The 16,996-nt window shown below is 62.4% G+C and carries 15 protein-coding genes; 1 reads left to right on the plus strand and 14 read right to left on the minus strand.

The window, feature by feature from the left end; translation table 11 throughout:
* Positions 1–11: 11 nt before the first annotated feature.
* The 11 genes from kdpB to NVV94_RS17695 form a co-directional block, all read right to left on the minus strand.
* Positions 12–2,087, minus strand: a complete 2,076-nt coding sequence (gene kdpB / locus NVV94_RS17645; RefSeq protein ID WP_258443679.1) for a potassium-transporting ATPase subunit KdpB — start codon at positions 2,085–2,087, stop codon at positions 12–14.
* Positions 2,088–2,113: 26 nt separating this feature from the next.
* Positions 2,114–3,808: a potassium-transporting ATPase subunit KdpA gene (gene kdpA / locus NVV94_RS17650; RefSeq protein ID WP_258443680.1), complete on the minus strand. Its 1,695-nt coding sequence runs from the start codon at positions 3,806–3,808 to the stop codon at positions 2,114–2,116.
* An 8-nt stretch (positions 3,809–3,816) separates the two neighbouring features.
* On the minus strand, positions 3,817–3,906 hold the full coding sequence (gene kdpF, locus NVV94_RS17655; RefSeq protein WP_258443681.1) for a K(+)-transporting ATPase subunit F: 90 nt from the start codon (positions 3,904–3,906) through the stop codon (positions 3,817–3,819).
* A gap of 200 nt (positions 3,907–4,106) precedes the next feature.
* A complete protein-coding gene (locus NVV94_RS17660) occupies positions 4,107–4,412 on the minus strand; it encodes a DUF3077 domain-containing protein (RefSeq protein WP_258443682.1) in 306 nt (101 codons plus the stop codon).
* Between the two features lie 311 nt (positions 4,413–4,723).
* Positions 4,724–9,520, minus strand: coding sequence for a dermonecrotic toxin domain-containing protein (locus NVV94_RS17665; protein WP_258443683.1), 4,797 nt, complete (start codon positions 9,518–9,520; stop codon positions 4,724–4,726).
* A gap of 89 nt (positions 9,521–9,609) precedes the next feature.
* Positions 9,610–10,662: an AI-2E family transporter gene (locus NVV94_RS17670; RefSeq protein ID WP_258443684.1), complete on the minus strand. Its 1,053-nt coding sequence runs from the start codon at positions 10,660–10,662 to the stop codon at positions 9,610–9,612.
* 37 nt (positions 10,663–10,699) lie between these two features.
* Entirely contained in the window at positions 10,700–11,518 is an 819-nt protein-coding gene (locus NVV94_RS17675) for a DUF4892 domain-containing protein (protein WP_258443685.1), read from the minus strand.
* Positions 11,519–11,632: 114 nt separating this feature from the next.
* Positions 11,633–12,487 carry an alpha/beta hydrolase gene (locus tag NVV94_RS17680; protein WP_258443686.1) on the minus strand — a complete coding sequence of 285 codons (855 nt, stop codon included), beginning with the start codon at positions 12,485–12,487 and terminating at the stop codon, positions 11,633–11,635.
* Entirely contained in the window at positions 12,484–13,293 is an 810-nt protein-coding gene (locus NVV94_RS17685; RefSeq protein WP_258443687.1) for an alpha/beta fold hydrolase, read from the minus strand. The genes NVV94_RS17680 and NVV94_RS17685 overlap by 4 nt, the downstream gene beginning before the upstream one ends.
* Before the next feature lie 93 nt (positions 13,294–13,386).
* Positions 13,387–13,734: a hypothetical protein gene (locus tag NVV94_RS17690; RefSeq protein ID WP_258443688.1), complete on the minus strand. Its 348-nt coding sequence runs from the start codon at positions 13,732–13,734 to the stop codon at positions 13,387–13,389.
* Between the two features lie 128 nt (positions 13,735–13,862).
* Entirely contained in the window at positions 13,863–14,306 is a 444-nt protein-coding gene (locus NVV94_RS17695; protein WP_258443689.1) for a hotdog fold thioesterase, read from the minus strand.
* Between the two features lie 278 nt (positions 14,307–14,584).
* Between NVV94_RS17695 and NVV94_RS17700 the strand changes: the two genes are divergently transcribed.
* A complete protein-coding gene (locus NVV94_RS17700; protein ID WP_258443690.1) occupies positions 14,585–14,869 on the plus strand; it encodes a response regulator transcription factor in 285 nt (94 codons plus the stop codon).
* 45 nt (positions 14,870–14,914) lie between these two features.
* Here the strand turns inward: NVV94_RS17700 and sixA are convergent, their stop codons facing one another.
* Genes sixA through NVV94_RS17715 form a run of 3 tightly spaced genes read right to left on the minus strand, consistent with a single transcriptional unit; the run spans position 14,915 to position 16,766 of the window.
* The gene (sixA, locus tag NVV94_RS17705; protein WP_258443691.1) at positions 14,915–15,379 is read right to left on the minus strand and encodes a phosphohistidine phosphatase SixA; all 465 of its coding nucleotides are present in this window, start codon (positions 15,377–15,379) and stop codon (positions 14,915–14,917) included.
* Positions 15,376–15,723: a DUF4389 domain-containing protein gene (locus NVV94_RS17710; protein WP_258443693.1), complete on the minus strand. Its 348-nt coding sequence runs from the start codon at positions 15,721–15,723 to the stop codon at positions 15,376–15,378. The genes sixA and NVV94_RS17710 overlap by 4 nt, the downstream gene beginning before the upstream one ends.
* 17 nt (positions 15,724–15,740) lie before the next feature.
* Positions 15,741–16,766, minus strand: coding sequence for an NAD(P)H-dependent glycerol-3-phosphate dehydrogenase (locus NVV94_RS17715; protein ID WP_258443695.1), 1,026 nt, complete (start codon positions 16,764–16,766; stop codon positions 15,741–15,743).
* Between the last annotated feature and the right edge of the window lie 230 nt (positions 16,767–16,996).

Here is a 16,996-nt window from a genome sequence, read left to right on the forward strand (position 1 = left end):
CCTTGATTCAGTTACACCAGGTGCACAGCATTGAGCAGCAGGTCGATCAACTTGATGCCCACAAAGGGCACGACAATGCCGCCCACGCCATAGATCAGCAGGTTGCGACGCAACAGGTGCGCCGCGCTCGCTGCCCGTACTCGCACGCCGCGCAGGGCCAGCGGGATCAGCACCACGATGATCAGGGCGTTGAAGACGATCGCCGACACGATCGCACTCTGCGGGCTGGCCAGGTGCATCACGTTGAGCACGCCCAGCTGCGGGTAGATCGCCGCGAACAACGCCGGGAGAATGGCGAAGTACTTGGCCACGTCGTTGGCGATGGAGAAAGTCGTCAGCGCGCCGCGGGTAACCAACAGCTCCTTGCCGACCTGCACCACATCCAGCAACTTGGTCGGGTCGCTGTCCAGGTCGACCATGTTCGCCGCCTCGCGCGCCGCCTGGGTGCCATCGTTCATGGCCATGCCGACGTCGGCCTGGGCAAGGGCCGGGGCGTCGTTGGCGCCGTCGCCGCACATCGCCACCAGACGACCGTCATTCTGCTCCTGGCGAATGCGCGCCAGTTTCTTCTCGGGCGTGGCTTCGGCCAGTACATCGTCGACACCCGCTTCTGCTGCAATCGCCGCCGCCGTCAGCGGGTTGTCGCCGGTCACCATCACCGTGCGAATGCCCAGCTTGCGCAACTCGGCAAAGCGTTCGCGGATGCCCGGCTTGACCACGTCCTTGAGGTGAATCACGCCCAGCAGGCGCCCTTCGGCACATACCAGCAAAGGCGTGCCGCCACTCTGGGCAATCTTGTCGACTTCGCGTGACAGGCTGGCCGGCATTTCCAGGCGCTGCATGCCAATGAAGGCCAGCACCGAATCAACCGCACCCTTGCGGTACACGCGGCCCTGGTAGTCGACACCGGACAGGCGCGTCTCGGCGCTGAAGGCCACTGGGGTGAGCAGCGCTGCATCCGGCTCGGCAAAGCTGTGCAACTGGCGCAGGTAATCGACGATGGATTTGCCTTCGGCGGTGTCGTCGGCCAGCGACGCCAGCAACGCGCCTTCGGCCAGCTCCTTGCTGCTCACGCCCGGCGCGGCCAGCACCGCCGTGCAACGACGGTTGCCGAAGGTGATGGTGCCGGTCTTGTCCAGCATCAGCACGTGCACATCCCCCGCCGCTTCCACGGCCCGCCCGGACTTGGCGATCACGTTCAGGCGCACCAGCCGGTCCATGCCGGCGATGCCGATGGCCGACAACAGGCCGCCAATGGTGGTCGGAATCAGCGTGACCAACAGCGCCACCAGAAACACCAGCGGCAGGTTGCCGTTGGCGAAATGGGCGAACGGCTGCAGCGTGACCACCACCAACAGGAAGATCAGGGTCAGGCCGATCAGCAGGATATCCAGCGCGATCTCGTTGGGGGTTTTCTGCCGCTTGGCGCCTTCGACCAGGGCGATCATCCGGTCCAGGGTCGACTCGCCCGGGTTGGCGGTGATTTTCACCAGCAGCCAGTCGGACACCAGCCGGGTATTGCCGGTCACGGCCGAACGATCGCCGCCGGACTCACGGATCACCGGCGCCGATTCACCGGTGATCGCCGCCTCGTTGACCGCGGCAATGCCCTCAATCACCTCGCCATCGCCAGGGATCATTTCCCCGGCCACCACCCGCACCACATCGCCCTTGCGCAAGCTGCTCGCCGGGACGACCTCGTACTCACCCGACGTTGTGCGGCGCATCGCATTGAGCCCCTGGCTGCCCGCCTTGAGGCTGTCGGCGCGGGCCTTGCCGCGGCCTTCGGCCAGGGCTTCGGCGAAGTTGGCGAACAGCACGGTGAACCACAGCCACAGAGCGATCTGCACGGCCACCCCGGTCGGCACCGCCGGGTCTGGCAGCAGGCACAGCAGCGTGGTCAATATCGCCGTCAGCTCCACCACCAGCATCACCGGCGAGCGCTTGAGCTGACGTGGGTCGAGCTTGACGAAGGCCTGCACCAGCGCCGGTCGCCACAGGGCGGCAATCGCGGTGGCGGGTTGTTCTTTCACGTCCGCCGAACGCTTATTGTCAGCGGGTTTTGCAACGGGAATCGGCATGTTCATGATGGCTATCCTTAGAAACTCTGTCTTCAAAAGCCAAGGCTCAAATGTTCGGCAATCGGCCCCAGGGCCAACGTCGGCAGGAAGGTCAGGCCGCCCACCAGCAAAATGGTCACGGTCAGTAGCGTGACAAACAGCGGGCCATGGGTCGGGAAACTGTTAAGCCCCACCGGCGCGGACTTCTTCAGCGCCAGGCTGCCAGCCAGCGCCAACACCGGCAGGATGTAGCCGAAGCGGCCGATCAACATGCCCAGGCCCAGCATCAGGTTGTGGAACGCGGTGTTAGCACCGAAGCCGGCGAAGGCCGAACCGTTGTTGGCGCTGGCCGAGGTGTAGGCGTAGAGCAACTGGCTGAAACCGTGTGGGCCGGGGTTGCTCACAGCGGCCACAGGCCCCGGCAGGCTGGCGGCGATGGCGCTGAGCACCAGCACGCCCACCGGCATCACCAGCAAGGTCGCCACCAGCAACTGGACTTCGCGGGCCTGCAGTTTCTTGCCCAGGTATTCCGGCGTGCGGCCAATCATCAGGCCGGCCAGGAACACGGCGATCAGCACGTTGAGCAGCATGCCGTAGAGCCCGGCGCCGACACCGCCGAAGATCACTTCGCCGACCATCATATTCACCAGCGCGACCATGCCCGACAGCGGGTTGAGGCTGTCATGCATGGCATTGACCGAACCGTTGGAGGCGGCGGTGGTGGTTACCGACCAGAGCACCGTGGCCGTAGTGCCGAAACGGCTTTCCTTGCCTTCGAGCGGCGCGGTCTGTTCGACCATGGGGTTGTTCAGGCTCGGGTTGGGCTGATACTCGGCCCACAACGCGGTACCGCCACCGATCAGGAACAACGCCAGCATGCAGGCGACGATGGCCCGGCTCTGACGCAGGTCCTTGACGTAGTGGCCGAAGGTGAACACCAGCGCTACCGGAATCAGGATGATCGACGCCAGCTCGAACAAGTTGCTCCAGGCCGTGGGGTTTTCGAACGGGTGCGCCGAGTTGACGCCGAAGAATCCACCGCCGTTGGTGCCCAGTTGCTTGATCGCAATCTGGCTGGCGGCCGGTCCGAGCGGGATGACTTGATCGGCACCCTGCAAGGTCACGGCATGGGCATATTGGGCCAATGTTTGCGGCACACCCTGCCACACCAGAAACAGCGCCAGCAGCAGGCACAGGGGTAGCAATCCATAGAGAGTGGCACGGGTCATGTCGACCCAGAAGTTGCCCTGGGTGCTGGCCGAACGCCGGGAGATACCACGGCACAAGGCAACCAATACGGCGAGGCCCGTGGCCGCACTGACGAAGTTCTGCACGGTCAGGCCGATCATCTGGCTCAGGTAGCTGACCGAAGCTTCACCGCTGTAGGCCTGCCAGTTGGTATTGGTGACGAAGCTCACGGCGGTGTTGAACGCCAGGGTCCACTCCTGCCCCGGCAACTGCGCCGGGTTGAGGGGCAGGTAGCCCTGCAACAACAGCACCGCGAACACCAGTGCAAACCCTGCGAGGTTGAACGCCAACAACGCCAGGGTGTACTTCTGCCAGCTTTGTTCCTGCTGCGCATCGACCCCGGCCAGCCGGTAGCAGCCACGCTCCACCGGCCCCAGCACAGGCGTCAGCCAGGTGCGCTGGCCTTCCATCACCTTGTAATAGAACCGCCCCAGCCAGGGCGCGGGCAGCAGCACCAGCGCGAAAAAGGCCAGGATCACGGCATAGTCATAACTGTGCATGGCGCCCCCTAGCTGCGGTCGGCGCGCAACAGCGCAACCAGTAGATAGATGAACAGCCCTGCTGCCAGCAGCAGTGACACCCCGTCCAGAATGCTCATTGAAAATCTCCGTCGTACGGCACGTGCCGCTGATGGATATTGTCGGCAAGGGGGGTGTAAAGGGACGAGACCGAGGGTAGGCCTGGGGTATAAAGAAGCTGTAAAAAATTTGGCAGCCTGACGGCAGCGGATACACCGCGGTCCCTGTAGCCGCTGCCGCAGGCTGCGCTGGAGGCCCGCAGGGACTCCCCCGGCTACCTCTACTTCTTCGGTCCTGGCGCCTGCGCCCCATCGAGCAACGCATCGACCAGCGCCTTGGCCGTTTCGATCGAATGGAGGGTGGACCAGAGCAGCCCGCTGACTCTCACGCCTTCGTGTTCACAAGCCACATGGGCGATGTCCATGGCGCACTTGAGCGACAACGAGGCGTGCACCAGGGCATCTTCGGCATGAATCCCGGCGCGTACGGCGAACAACGGTGCATGGCCGGCATCGCAGCTGCCGAAGGGGGTGGTGACGGTTTTTTCAATAAAAGTGTGGGGTGGATCGGGGACGATTTTCATCATGGAGTAGCTCCTATCGTTATGGAGCTGCCAGATTCGTTCTCAGGCGAATGGGTGGCAGCTGTACGCAGGCTGAGAAACCGGGACAATAGGAACCCGGCAGACACTAAGGTCTCCCGCGCACAGCCGCCATAGACGGTAATGCAGGCACAAAAATAGCGCCAGCAATCGTTATGGAGGCGCCTATGCGCCTATTGTTTGTCGGATTCTCAGGCCCGGTCGCTGAATTGGCAGCGACGCGCAAAGATTAGCGTCGCTGCCCGGTGCATGCAAGCCGTGTCTCACCTCGCGTTACATTTGAGGTGAGCCGTTTTTTACCACTGCTCCACGGTCCCCTCGAATATTTCCCGGGTCAAGGTCCTCATCAAAGCCAGGTTGTCGACGTCGAACTGTGTTCTCAATCGATTTGCCTCGGTCACGTACGCACCCTCGTTGAACGTGGTTTCGGCACGTTCCAACTGATCATCAAGTGCCTGGCGCAGTTGCTCGAAACGTGCCTGATAGCGCTCGCGCAAACGCTCCCTCCAAAATCCCAACAAGGGCTCGTCGTCTGCGTTGACCGCAAACAGGGCATCAAGCCCTTGCTGCGACCCCGCATTCAGGGTCAACAAGCGAAGGCGCAGCTGGTCGAACCATTGCGGTGTCAAAAGCTCGATCGAGCCGGCACTCGCCTGGTCGACATTGACCTCCTCCCCGGCAGCGGGCGCTTGCATCAACGCAAGGGCAGGTTCCGTGGCGAGCTGTTTGAAGCACAGCTGGCCCAATATTTCGAAGGTTTCGTCGTCAATGTCCTGGGCATCTTGAGTCAACAATTGCAGTTGCGTATCGATCCTAGTCACACGAATGCAGTTGGTTGCCACTGCCAGCAGCTGCTCGGTCTGTTGCCGTGGTTCGGCGGCCAGGTTGGCGCGCTGGATCAGCACCGTCAGCTCCAGATCGAATAGATCCTTGGGCATATAGCCCAGTGCCTGCTGCCGGAACTCTTCGTTACTGTCCATCCATTCCAGGATGGTCCAGAGGCGTCGACGGGATGTCGTGGGTACGATATCGAATACATCATTTTCGACGATATAGCGCAGGTCCCGAAAAAACTGCAGGTTGGCAGGCGTGCGCAAGCGCTGCCAGACAGCCAGTTGTGCAGGGGTGGCGTCCTGGAGCAAGAAGCGGTAATCCACGTCGGACACCAGCAGGTCGATCGAGTGATCGGCGAAATATTGTTCGATCAGGCGCTGGCTGGCTTCGCTCAACGGATTCGCTTCCAGGTGCAGCGCCCCGGCGACCGCAGGCGGCAGGTTGGAAACGCTGTCGGGTAATGTTTCGATCGCGTTGCGGGCCAGGTCGACAAGGCTTGGCGCCTGGAGTACCTCGAGCCCCGAAGGCAATTCGCTGAATGCCCCACTGCTCAAACGAATGACCCTCAATCGGGTGAGTGCCGCCAGGTCAGGGGGCGTAAACAACGGATTGTTACTCAGTTCGAGCGTCTCGAGGCGCGTATAGTCGGCCAGTGCAGTCTGGGCAGCGTCGTCCCATTCGATCTCATTGTCCGAGAGGTCCAGGGCCGTCAAACGCTCGCGGTTCAATCCCGTCGGAACGCTTCGCAGTCTATTTTGATTGGCGCTGACGCGCTGCAGCGCTGGGAAGTTGCGGGTGAAGGCAACCGGGATTTCCGTCAGGGCATTGACGTCCAGCCACAGTTCGTCCACGTGCGCGAAATCGGCAGTGAGTAGCGGAAAGTCCACCAGATCCTGGGTTTGCAACGCTCGACCGTCCAGAAGCAGCAGCGTCGTTGACTCGCCTGTCGCGGTAAACCCCGTTGAAACCCGCTGCCAGGCCTCAATAATACGGGTCTTGGCGTTCTCGCGATAAATGCTCCCGGCCGCCCATCTGGCCAGATCGCTCTCGAGGCGATGGAGTTCGCCTTCCAGGCGAAGCACTTCCAGCCTCGGCGCCAGGCCCTGTTCGCCCCAACGAGCGAACTGCGCCTGTACCTCCGTGTCCGATGCCTGAGGATAAAGCTCACGGTAGCTCTGTTGGTGGCGTGAAGCCGCTGCACCGGCAGGTGGATAGCCGCCGGCACCTTGCTGATGACTCTGATTCCCGCCACCTCCGCGCAGGCGCCCGCTTTCGCCCCAGCCGCTGACGCGGTAAGACCATAGCCATTTGCCGGCCTCGCCTCGGGCGCCTGCGGCGATGCTCAACACGCGGGCCTTGAGCAGTACGCTGTCGTGCAGGCCGAGCTTGAGTGCATCGCGTTGGGCGTCAGGCAAGGCATGCAGGATGGCCTTGTACAGGTCGTTGTCGATACTCGCCGGCGCCAGGCTGTGCAATTTGTCGTACCCGTCATAGGCGCGAAAGCCTTTGCTGCTTTTGACCAGCACGCGCTTGATCGGCGCGCCAGGCGAACCCAGCCGCTCCAGCAGCGGCCCTGTCGGTTGCCCACCACGCAGGTCCAGGCACACCTGGCTCGACCAATCCGGCAACCGCCCCAGGCACGCCAGCAGCAGGCGATCGCTGTCGCCCTGCGCGAGCGTGGGCAGATGGAGGCCTTCGTAGGCACGTGCCAGTGGCAGTTCATCGTAGAGCTGGGTCGCCAGGCTCACCAGCCGTGCGGGCATGATTGTACTGTTTGTCCATTGCGTGCGCTCGACCGCGGTCACCGTGCCGAGCAGCCGTTGTGCCAAAGGGCCATTCAAACGCGGGAAACGTTCACGCAACATCGTCAACTGTGGGTCTGGCACCGACGCAGGGCCGTTATAGACACTCTCAAAAATGGCGGTTCGACGCTGCTCGGCATAATCGGCCAGTCGATCACGCAGGGCCTGCACACGCATATTGTGCTGACTCCCTACCCCGTCACCTAACAGCCGAATGATCTGCGCTTCGGTCATCTGGTCGATCAGCCGTTGTGCCAGCTCGCCGCGCAGCAGCTGGGCGTGGCTGACCTTCAGCCGTGGGCCATCGCCAGTCAATGCATTGCCGTATTCAGCCCGCAACTCTGCCTGATGGAACACCTGCAACACACCGTCGACCGGCCAACCGGGCAACGCCACCACCAGCGCCGCCGGGTGGGTCATGTTCGCGGGAATCGGCTCCCCGCGGCGGATCTGCCCGATCAAGCGCTCCACCTGCCGGTCGATCTGCATACGCTCAAGCGTATCGGCCAACAAGGGCGGGACCGGCTCGCCCTCGACGTGCATGCGCCGCAGCACATTCTCATGGATTGCGCTGATCTGCAGGGCTTGCTCGAGCTCTGTATCGCTCAAGCCGTCGACACTATGGCCGATGCGCCGCAACAGCCGGGTTCGCGACCACTGCAACGGCCGTTCGTGGGCATGACGCCAGGCGCCCTGGCCATTGTGTTCCAACGCCGGTTGATAAGCCTGGGCATCGCTGGGATGACGCACGCGCCAGCGATCGATACCCGGATCGTTGTACTGCTCATAAAGCCCGCCTTCCACGCGGATGTAATACTTGCCCTCGAACGCATACTGGCCCAGGGCATTGGGTTGCAGTGTGGCCGGCAGCTCAATGGCCTGCCGGTACTCCCCCAGGTCCGGCTTCCACAGGCGTGCCCGGCCATCGGGCAGCTCAACGCGCTCCAGCCCTTCGATAAATGCCGTGGGCTTGAGCGCCGCCGCCACATGGCTGCCGACAATGCCCAGGCCCGCCGCGAATGCAATGTTCAACGACAGCGACTGCATATAGCCAGCGGCTTCGTCCAACTCGCCCGCCTCCCAGGCTTCGATGCCATGGAAGACATCGCTCATCAATTGCGCCCCCATGACCCCCATCATCACCTCACCCAGCCCGGGCACGAAAAACGCGGCGACGTTCACCACGTTCAGGCCCATGGCGAGGTAATGCGTCACCTGCTCGAGCCAGACCTCATGATCCACGTCGGCGGTGGGTACCACCAGCACGCGAGCATCGTCCTTTGCTTTTCTCACACTGCGCTCGTGCAACGCGCGAAACAGCTCGCCGGTGATGGGCCTCTCCACCAGCACATCGATCCCTTTCGGCAAATCGGACTCGGGCACTCTGTAGCGGCGGCAAACCCGCGCCTGCTCGCGCCTGGGCACAAAACGCAGGAAAAACTTCAGGTACTCGGGGCGATACAACTGCTGCCGCAGGTAGACCGTTACGCCGCGCCGCGAGGCGTACTCCTTGAGGGGGTGGTTTGGATCGCTCGGTATATAAACGATGCAGCGTTGCTCGGTGTCGCTGCCGTCGGGGTCCGGGCCGATCAGCAGCACATCGCCGAGGGCGACGCCCAGCAGTTCCAGACCGCTGCAACGCACGGGCTGACTATCGAGCGTGACCGTGCCCTGGCCCGCGATCAACGCCAACAGCATGCCGTGGGCCGAATCGCTGATGTGCCCTTGCGACCTCGCGAGATGCGCTTGCTCCGCCAGGGCGTCCTTGTTGGCCTGGATCATGGCTGGGGCCACGCCGCAGCGGGCGAAGACCTGGTCCAGATGCCGCTGATACGCCTGGCCCAGGTCCAGCTCGCGACACAGGCTGGCGAACTGCCCGGGGGCGACCCCCAACTTTTCACTGTAGATGATATCGGTGCTGACTGTACCGGTGCTAACTCTATTGGTATCGAGGATGACTAAATCACTATCGGTGTTGACGATTTCAGCCCTTATCGATATCGCGCCCTTCGGCGCCAGCCCGCAGTTGGCGGTGAATACCTCCTTGCCCGTGAAATTGCGCAACGCGGCCTGCATCATGGATTGCCGAGACAGCAGCTGTACCTTGCTGACATCACCGCTATAGGGCGGCGCCGCGGAGAAATGCGCCAGTTCATGGCGGTTGACATCCACCTCCAGGCCGAACCGGCTTTTCAAGCCCGCCAGGAGCAAGGGTTCCACGAACTCGACGATGCCCTTGAAACCGTCGAGTGCTCGCGCCGCTGCGAGGCGCGAGCGCTTGCTGCGCGCTTGTGCGGCGAGCAGAGTGCCGTCGGCGCCATCGACCAGGCGTGGGACCTGGCTTCGATGCAAGGCCTCGATTGCATCGGGATGGGCCTGGCTGAACCAGGCGGGAATTTTACTTTTGATGAAGGCCTCATGAACGCCTTCGTCGGTCATCGGTAGTTGCTCAGTCATTTTGGGTTACCTGCTGTGTTAAGACAGCGACAGCAGACCCGATTGCAACGACCCAGATGCGGTACATATAGCCATACATCTACACAGAGTCAGGGCCTCTGCCGCCCCGCTGCTTCGCTGCGGCTCCAGTCCAGCAACAGGCTGTAGGCCACCGCCAGCAGGGTCGGACCGATGAACAGGCCAATGAAGCCAAACGCCAGCAACCCGCCAAAAACCCCCAGCAACACGATCACCAAGGGCAAGTTGCCGCCCCGGCTGATCAGGTAGGGCTTGAGCACGTTATCCACACCGCTGATGATGAACGTGCCCCAGCACCCGAGAAAAACCGCCAGTCCATACTCGCCTTTCCAGGCCAGCCAGGCCGTGGCCGGAATCCACACCAGCGGCGGCCCCATGGGGATCAGGCTGAGCAGGAAGGTCACGATGCCCAGCACCAACGCCCCCGGCACCCCGGCAATCAGAAAACCGATCAGGGCCAGCACCGCCTGGGCAGCCGCCGTGCCGATCACGCCATTGACCACCCGCTGCACGGTGCCAGCCACCAGGTCCAGGTAATAACCGGCCCGCTCGCCAATCAGCCGCTCGAGCAGACGCAGGACAAACGCAGCCAGCCGCGGGCCGTCGCGATAGAAAAAGAACACGAACACCAGGCTCAGGGTCAGCTCCAGGATGCCGCCGCCGATCTGTGCGCTACGGGCCAGGAGCCAGTTGCCGACCTGTCCCAGGTGAGGTCTGACGCTGGCCATCAAGGCCGCGCCGCGCTGGTCGATGGTGTTCCAGACTTCCACCAGCCGGGGGCCGACAATGGGAATGCCGCCCAGCCAGGTCGGGGCTTCGGGCAGGCCGTCGACCTGCACATCGCGGATAAAGGCGGTCGCATCGCGGACATGGTCAGCCAGGTTGAACCCCAGCCAGACCAGCGGCAGCGCCACCAGCAACATCCACAATGCCGTGAGCAAACCGGCCGCCAGCGCTTCGCGGCCATTGAGCCAACGGGTCAGCAGGCGCATCAACGGCCAACTGGCAAAGGCCAGGATCGCCCCCCACAGCAATGCCGAAATGAACGGCGCCATGACCCAAAGGCCGGCGCCGAGCAATGCCAGGAGCAGTATTTGCACCAACAGGCGATCATTCGTGATCATCGAAAATACCAGCAATGTTTCAAGGTGCGAGCCACTCTCAGCGTATCAGTTCGATATGCAGTCCGGGCACATCCTGGTTGCCCGCCTCCAGCCGCGCCTCCCGCACGCCCGCCGCCACCAGTGCCTGGCGCCAGGCCTCGCCCTGTTTACCGGACAGGCTCACCCGCAGGGTGCTGTCCAGGTTCAGGCTACGGCTCAACAGGGTGACCCAGGCCTTGGGCGGCTCGCCGTCGAGGTCCGGATAGTCCAGTTCGCGGGTGCTGCGCAATTCGCGCAAGATCGTCGCTGCAGTGGGCAAGAGATCCCCCAGCGGCGCATCGGCGACAAACTCTTCGGCGTGCAGGTATGCCTTACGGTTGCCACGGGTGATGCTGTACAAGGCGACCAGGGTGTTGTGCGCAGGCTCGGCCTTGCGCAACAGCAGGAAGGCCTGCTGCTCATCGCCACCGGACAGGCGTGGGATGTTGAATATCTCGTTGATCCACAGGCTGCTTTCGCCGCACTCTCGCGCCTGGCACCAGAACAGGACATAGCCGCCCCGGGCCTGCAGCGCTTCGCGAGCGGCAGTAAAAGCATCGTTGGCCTTTAGTTCGGGCGGCAGTTCATACGTGATCGAGCTGACCTGGCCACGGCTGTCGATCTGCCCTTCCATGCGCAACTGGCCGCTGATCTTGCGCAGCGAACCCAGCGGATAGAGGCGCTCGTGCGGCGCAGGCCCGCGCTGATCGACGACCTTGGCATCCAGGGGGCGCAACAGGTCGAGGTCGCCCTCGGCAGCACTGAGTGCGGGGCTGGCCAGCAACAGGCCCAGGACGGTCATGCGCAAGGCGCCGGATACTCCGATGAATGCACTCATCGGTTCGGCAGTGCCTTGGCGCCGGCAAAGGCGATATGGGTTGCAGCGGTGTAGCGCTTGTTCATGGTTGTCTCCCTTTCAACCCGCCAAGCCTCGACAGTTGACCGCTGCAAGTCAAGGCATGGCAAAGAAGCGATTGAAACAGTCTGCAACAAGGGCTGCGCCGCACTCATCGTTCAAGTGCAAATGATGCCCGCCTGGCAGTGTTTCCAGGCTCAAGGGTAGCTGTTCGAGCAACGCTGTGTGGCTGGCCAGCATGCCGTCCCGGGCAACCACCAGTTGCGTGGGGCAGGCGATGCGCTGGACGAAGGTCAACGCCTGCTCCTGGCTCAGGCGCAACGGCGAAGGCAGGGTCAGGCGGCTGTCGCTGCGCCAGGTGAAGCCACCCGGCACGGGCATCAACCCGCGTTGGGCCAACAGCTCGGCCGCCTCGCGACTGACGGCGACCACGCCCTTCATACGCGCCTCGACCGCGCGTTCAAGGGTGGCATAGACCGGCTTGCGCTTGCCGTAGTGGAGCATCTGCGCCTCCAGCGCCATGCCCATGCGCTGCGCAGTGTTCTCTTCGCTTGCGGTCGGCGGGATAACGCCGTCAATCAACGCCAGGCGGTCGATCCGCTGCGGCAACGCCCCGGCCAGCACCACCGAGACAATCGCCCCCAGCGAATGCCCGAGCAGGGAAAAGCGCTTCCAGCCCAGTTGCTCGGCCACCTGCAGCACATCATGGACGTAGTCCCACAGTGCATAGCCGGCGCCCGCCGGGCGATGGTCTGAATAGCCATGCCCGGCCATGTCCAGGGCGACGATGCGCAGCCCGGTCAACTTCGGCGCCAGTCGGGCAAAGCTGTTGGCGTTGTCCAGCCAGCCGTGCAAGGCAATCACCGGCTGGCCATCGACAGGGCCGAACAGGTGCGCGGCCAGTTCGATATGCGGCAAGCTCAGGCGGACTTCTTCGACGGTAGTGCTCATGCGCAGACCCTTGACGATTGACGCTGTTGCCAGCGGCCGAACAGCTCCTTGAGCAACATGGCCGTTTCCAGCGGGCGCTCCAGTGGGAACATATGACCACCCGGCAAGGTGTGGAATTCACCTTGCGGCAGGCGCTTGGCCGCACTGGCGTGATGGCGCATGACCACCTCGCTGTGACTGCCGCGCACCAGCGCCAGCGGCAACTGCAACTGCCGGACTCGCCCTGGGCTTGTGTGCGGCACGCAGCGGTAAATGCTGATTTCGGTGGCCGGGTCGAAACGCAGGCGCAGCTTGTCGCCGTCGGCCTGCAGCCCGTGCTGCAGATAGGCTTCGAAGCAGTCGGGATCGAAACCACGAAACAATGTCTTGCCGGCAAAGTAGGTACGCGCCGCCTCAAAATCGGCGAATTGCTCGCGCCGCCCGAGGGTGCGCCCGGCCGGTGTCAATCTGTCGATGAGGCCCAGACGCTTGGCAGCGCGGATGACCCACTCGTCCGTGCGCGTCAGCAACGGCGAATCGAGCATCACCACGCCTCGGTAATACTGCGGGCAGCGCAGCGCCGCATGCAGGTGCAGGACTCCACCGAAGGAATGACCGACACCCCAGACCGGCTCTGGCTGTTGCTCGAGGTGGTGAATCAACTCATCGACCAGATTCAGCCAATTGTCGTCCACCGGGAAGCGTGGGTCATGGGCATGCTGCGGCAAATGACTGACGCTGTAGTCCGGCGCGAGGGCGTCGAACAATTTGCCGTAGGTGCCCGAGGGAAATCCGTTTGCATGGGCGAAAAAAACCGGTTGCGACATACCCGCTAAACCCTTAAGGAAACGTTGCTCGATTGTCCGCAACGCCGCAGGCCCGTGCAATGGCCGTAACTGCCATCGGCCATGACAGGCCGGTCATGGCTTCATGGGTTGTTCGAAAGAGCGCTGCAGGCAGGCTTGCAGGTACGCCATCTGGTATTGAAACGCATCCCATATCCGGCCACGCTCTTCAGGGTTGAGCGTGGCCAGGCGCAAAGTCTGGCAAGAGGTCTGCATGGACTTGGCCATGCACCGGCAGTCGTGCTGGAACTGCTCCAGCGCCTGCTGGCCGCCATATTGCCGCACCAGCGAATCGAGCCGGGAATCGGCGGTATCCTGCAACACTTCAAGCTCGTCATAACTCAAGCCATGGCAGAGGTTGACCTCGTTGAGCAATTGCCACAAATCCTCCGAACACGCCAACGCCGCTTTACTGTCGCTCATGAGTGTCGATCTCCCAGATCAGGCCCTTCGCTGCCTTGCAGCCTGCACGCTAGCAAGGCAACAAAACCGCCACAACTGTCAGAAATAACAGGTAGGGCGTGTTTGCCGATCAACGGTCGATCAAGCTATCAACGTGAAGGCGGCGTCTGGCCCAGCGGCACCACGGCCATGGTCAGGCGAGAAATGCAGCTGGCCTTGCCTTCATCGCTGCTCAAGCGAATGTCCCAGACGTGGGTGGTGCGGCCGATATGCACCGCCCGCGCCACGGCCGTGACCCGACCGCTGCGCAGCCCGCGCAAATGGTTGGCGTTGATCTCCAGGCCCACGCAGTAAAACTGGGTAGGGTCGATGCACAGGTAACTGGCCATCGAACCGACCGTTTCGGCCAACACCACCGAGGCACCGCCATGCAGCAGGCCATAAGGTTGATGGGTGCGATGGTCGACGACCATGCTGGCCGTCAGCGACTGCTCGTCTGCGGCTTCGAAACGGATGTCCAGCACCTCGCCAATGGTGTTTTTCTGCAAGCTGTTGATCTGGTCGATGTTGGGGGTGGTGCGCCAAAGACTCATGCTTCGTTCCTTGTTTTTTTTGAGGGCGATTGCCTTTGCGGGGGCTCACTATCTTTCAACGAGCCCTGCAGATACAACCTTTCTGGCGTTTTTCTTTGCTGGATTTGCACTCAACAATACGGACATGACCGTTCGTCCGGAAGCGCTTTTCAGCCCCTTCGAACTAGTATTTCTGACAGGTTCCAGACGATTCAAAGAACGTTATAAATCTCCACGTATCTCCCGAATCGGATCGCACAAACGGATCGGATCCGCACTCAGCCACGTGGAGTTTCATCATGCTGAATCGTCCCTACTCGAGCACTTCCAGTACCCGGCCAATTCATAGTCATGCCCCCATGGACGGCGTCTTGCCGCAAACCAGCGCACAAATCAAATTGACCGCAAAGGAAAAACAGACCCTGCTGTGGGTCAATAGGGGCAAGTCATCCTGGGAGATCGCTAAGATCATGTTCTGCAGCGAATCGGCGATCAATTTTCACCTCGCCAATATCCGTCGCAAGTTCGGCGTGAGCTCCCGCCATCTTGCGGTGCGGTTGGCACAGGATCAGGGGTTGCTGTAACTCGATCGAGTGGGCACGAGCAACCCTTGGTTGGAGCACCCCGGATCAGGCGTGGCTGATACCGCACAGGCGCATGCCCCCGGCCATCACCCAGTCACCTTCGAGCTCGGCCAGGCTGGCGGTGTGCATGCTTTGGAGCTCGCGGGACTGCCCGTCTTCGAGCAGCCCGATCAGCAGACTTACCAAGGGTTGGTGGCTGACCAGCAACAGATGCTCCAGGCCACGTTTCTCCAGGGCGTCCAGCTCGGCAACGACCACCTTGGGATCGGTATCGCCCCGCAGCCAGGGCACCGTCGTGATCGGCTTGGCGAAGCCCAGGGCTTCGTGCACCAGTTCAGCCGTCTGCCGGGTCCGCACAAAGGGGCTGGCAAAGATGGCCAGCAGCGGTTGGCCCAGCAGATGGCCAGCACTGCGCAGCACTTCTTCACGGCCGTGGGCGGTCAGCTCGCGCTCGGCATCGGTACGCGTCTGCGGTTCAGCCTGGCCGTGACGCAGCACCCAGAGCTTCATAGCTTGGGTTCCTCGTCCCGCACCGGATGGGCTGCCGGTGGTACCTGGTGCGCGGCCTCGCCTTCCGGTGCACGCGGGGTTGGCCAGTCGGCGAACGGCCAGGGCTTCTGGTCGCTGTGAAAGCTGCCGAAGCGGCCGATCTGGGCCAGGAACTGGCTGAGGCTGTCGCCGAAGTTCATCAGGCTGGCGTTCGGTGCGCCGTAGAACAGGCGGTAGATCAGCTGCACCAGTACCACACCACCCAACAGGGTTTGCGCGACTTGCCAGATCAGCAGGAATACCAGCATCCAGAGGATGCGCAGCACAATGGATTCACGTTCTGCCTGTTTCGGGGATTCGTTCATGTCCTGCTCCTTGAGACTTAGTTGAAACCACTGGTGGAGATAAAGTCGATGTCGGTTTTCGGTTCGCCGCGCATGAGCAGCTCGATCACCTGGTTCAGGGTGCGCCCTTCGAACAGGATGGCATGCAAGCCCGCGACCAGCGGCATGTACACCTGCAACTCCTGGGCCCTGGCCTTGAGCACCTTGAGGGTGTTGACACCTTCGGCGACTTCACCGAGGCGGGTCACGGCCTCTTCCAGGCTCAAGCCCTGGCCCAGGGCAAAGCCTACCTGGTAATTGCGACTCTTGGGCGAAGAGCAGGTCACGATCAGGTCGCCGACCCCGGCCAGCCCCAGGAAGGTCATCGGGTTGGCGCCCAGGCTCACGGCAAAGCGGGTCATTTCCGCCAGCGCCCGGGTAATCAGCATGCTCTTGGTGTTCTCGCCCATTCCCAGGGCAACGGCCATGCCGGCGATGATGGCATAGACGTTTTTCAAGGCGCCGCCCAGTTCGACGCCGAAGCGGTCGTTACTGGCATAGACGCGGAAAGTGCGCCCGTGCAGGGCCTCCTGGACGCGCTGGCAGAGTTCGTCGTCTTCACTGGCGACCACTGTTGCGGTCAACGCGTGCTCGGCCACTTCGCGGGCAAGGTTAGGGCCCGAAAGCACGCCGACACGGGCTTGCGGGGCGATTTCCTCGAGGATCTCGCTCATCAGCTTGAAGCTGTGGGCCTCGATGCCCTTGGTCAGGCTGACCAGCAACTTGCCACTCAGGCACTGGGCATGCGGCGCCAGTACCGAACGCAGCGCGCTCGACGGCAGGGCGACGAAGATCAGGTCGCAGGCCTGCAAGGTCGCCAGCAGGTCGGTTACCGGTTCTACCAGGGCATGCACCTTCACGCCCTTGAGGTAGCGCGGGTTCTCCCGATGAGTGCGCATAGCCTCGGCCTGTTCGGGGTCACGCATCCACTGCCGCACGCCCAGGCCGTTCTCTGCCAACAGATTCGCCACGGCGGTACCGAAACTACCCCCTCCAAGAACTGCAACAGGCTGCTGTTCAGTCATATTCAATCCATTAAAACCAAAAAAGTGGCGATACGTCGCATTATACGGAGCGCTACCGCGTCGACCAGCCCGAATGACCGATTCAGCGCAGTCATTGCACTGTGGGTAGCTGGAAAGTTTTGGTTACTCAGTTACCATGCGCGGCTGATACTCGTTAACAAGGCAGCGCCATGTTCGAAGATACCCGCCTGACCGGCAGCTCACTGACGCCACGCGCCGAGCTGGTCTAG

Source organism: Pseudomonas sp. LS1212, from assembly GCF_024741815.1.
GTDB lineage: Bacteria > Pseudomonadota > Gammaproteobacteria > Pseudomonadales > Pseudomonadaceae > Aquipseudomonas.

Coding starts and splice junctions, on each gene's coding strand:
- NVV94_RS17715 (WP_258443695.1), bottom strand. CDS start 16,766: ATGACTGAACAGCAGCCTGTTGCAGTTCTTGGAGGGGGTAGTTTCGGT.
- NVV94_RS17660 (WP_258443682.1), bottom strand. CDS start 4,412: ATGATGAAAATCGTCCCCGATCCACCCCACACTTTTATTGAAAAAACC.
- NVV94_RS17695 (WP_258443689.1), bottom strand. CDS start 14,306: ATGAGTCTTTGGCGCACCACCCCCAACATCGACCAGATCAACAGCTTG.
- NVV94_RS17685 (WP_258443687.1), bottom strand. CDS start 13,293: ATGTCGCAACCGGTTTTTTTCGCCCATGCAAACGGATTTCCCTCGGGC.
- NVV94_RS17665 (WP_258443683.1), bottom strand. CDS start 9,520: ATGACTGAGCAACTACCGATGACCGACGAAGGCGTTCATGAGGCCTTC.
- NVV94_RS17710 (WP_258443693.1), bottom strand. CDS start 15,723: ATGAACGAATCCCCGAAACAGGCAGAACGTGAATCCATTGTGCTGCGC.
- NVV94_RS17690 (WP_258443688.1), bottom strand. CDS start 13,734: ATGAGCGACAGTAAAGCGGCGTTGGCGTGTTCGGAGGATTTGTGGCAA.
- kdpB (WP_258443679.1), bottom strand. CDS start 2,087: ATGAACATGCCGATTCCCGTTGCAAAACCCGCTGACAATAAGCGTTCG.
- NVV94_RS17670 (WP_258443684.1), bottom strand. CDS start 10,662: ATGATCACGAATGATCGCCTGTTGGTGCAAATACTGCTCCTGGCATTG.
- kdpF (WP_258443681.1), bottom strand. CDS start 3,906: ATGAGCATTCTGGACGGGGTGTCACTGCTGCTGGCAGCAGGGCTGTTC.
- kdpA (WP_258443680.1), bottom strand. CDS start 3,808: ATGCACAGTTATGACTATGCCGTGATCCTGGCCTTTTTCGCGCTGGTG.
- NVV94_RS17680 (WP_258443686.1), bottom strand. CDS start 12,487: ATGAGCACTACCGTCGAAGAAGTCCGCCTGAGCTTGCCGCATATCGAA.
- NVV94_RS17700 (WP_258443690.1), top strand. CDS start 14,585: ATGCTGAATCGTCCCTACTCGAGCACTTCCAGTACCCGGCCAATTCAT.
- NVV94_RS17675 (WP_258443685.1), bottom strand. CDS start 11,518: ATGAGTGCATTCATCGGAGTATCCGGCGCCTTGCGCATGACCGTCCTG.
- sixA (WP_258443691.1), bottom strand. CDS start 15,379: ATGAAGCTCTGGGTGCTGCGTCACGGCCAGGCTGAACCGCAGACGCGT.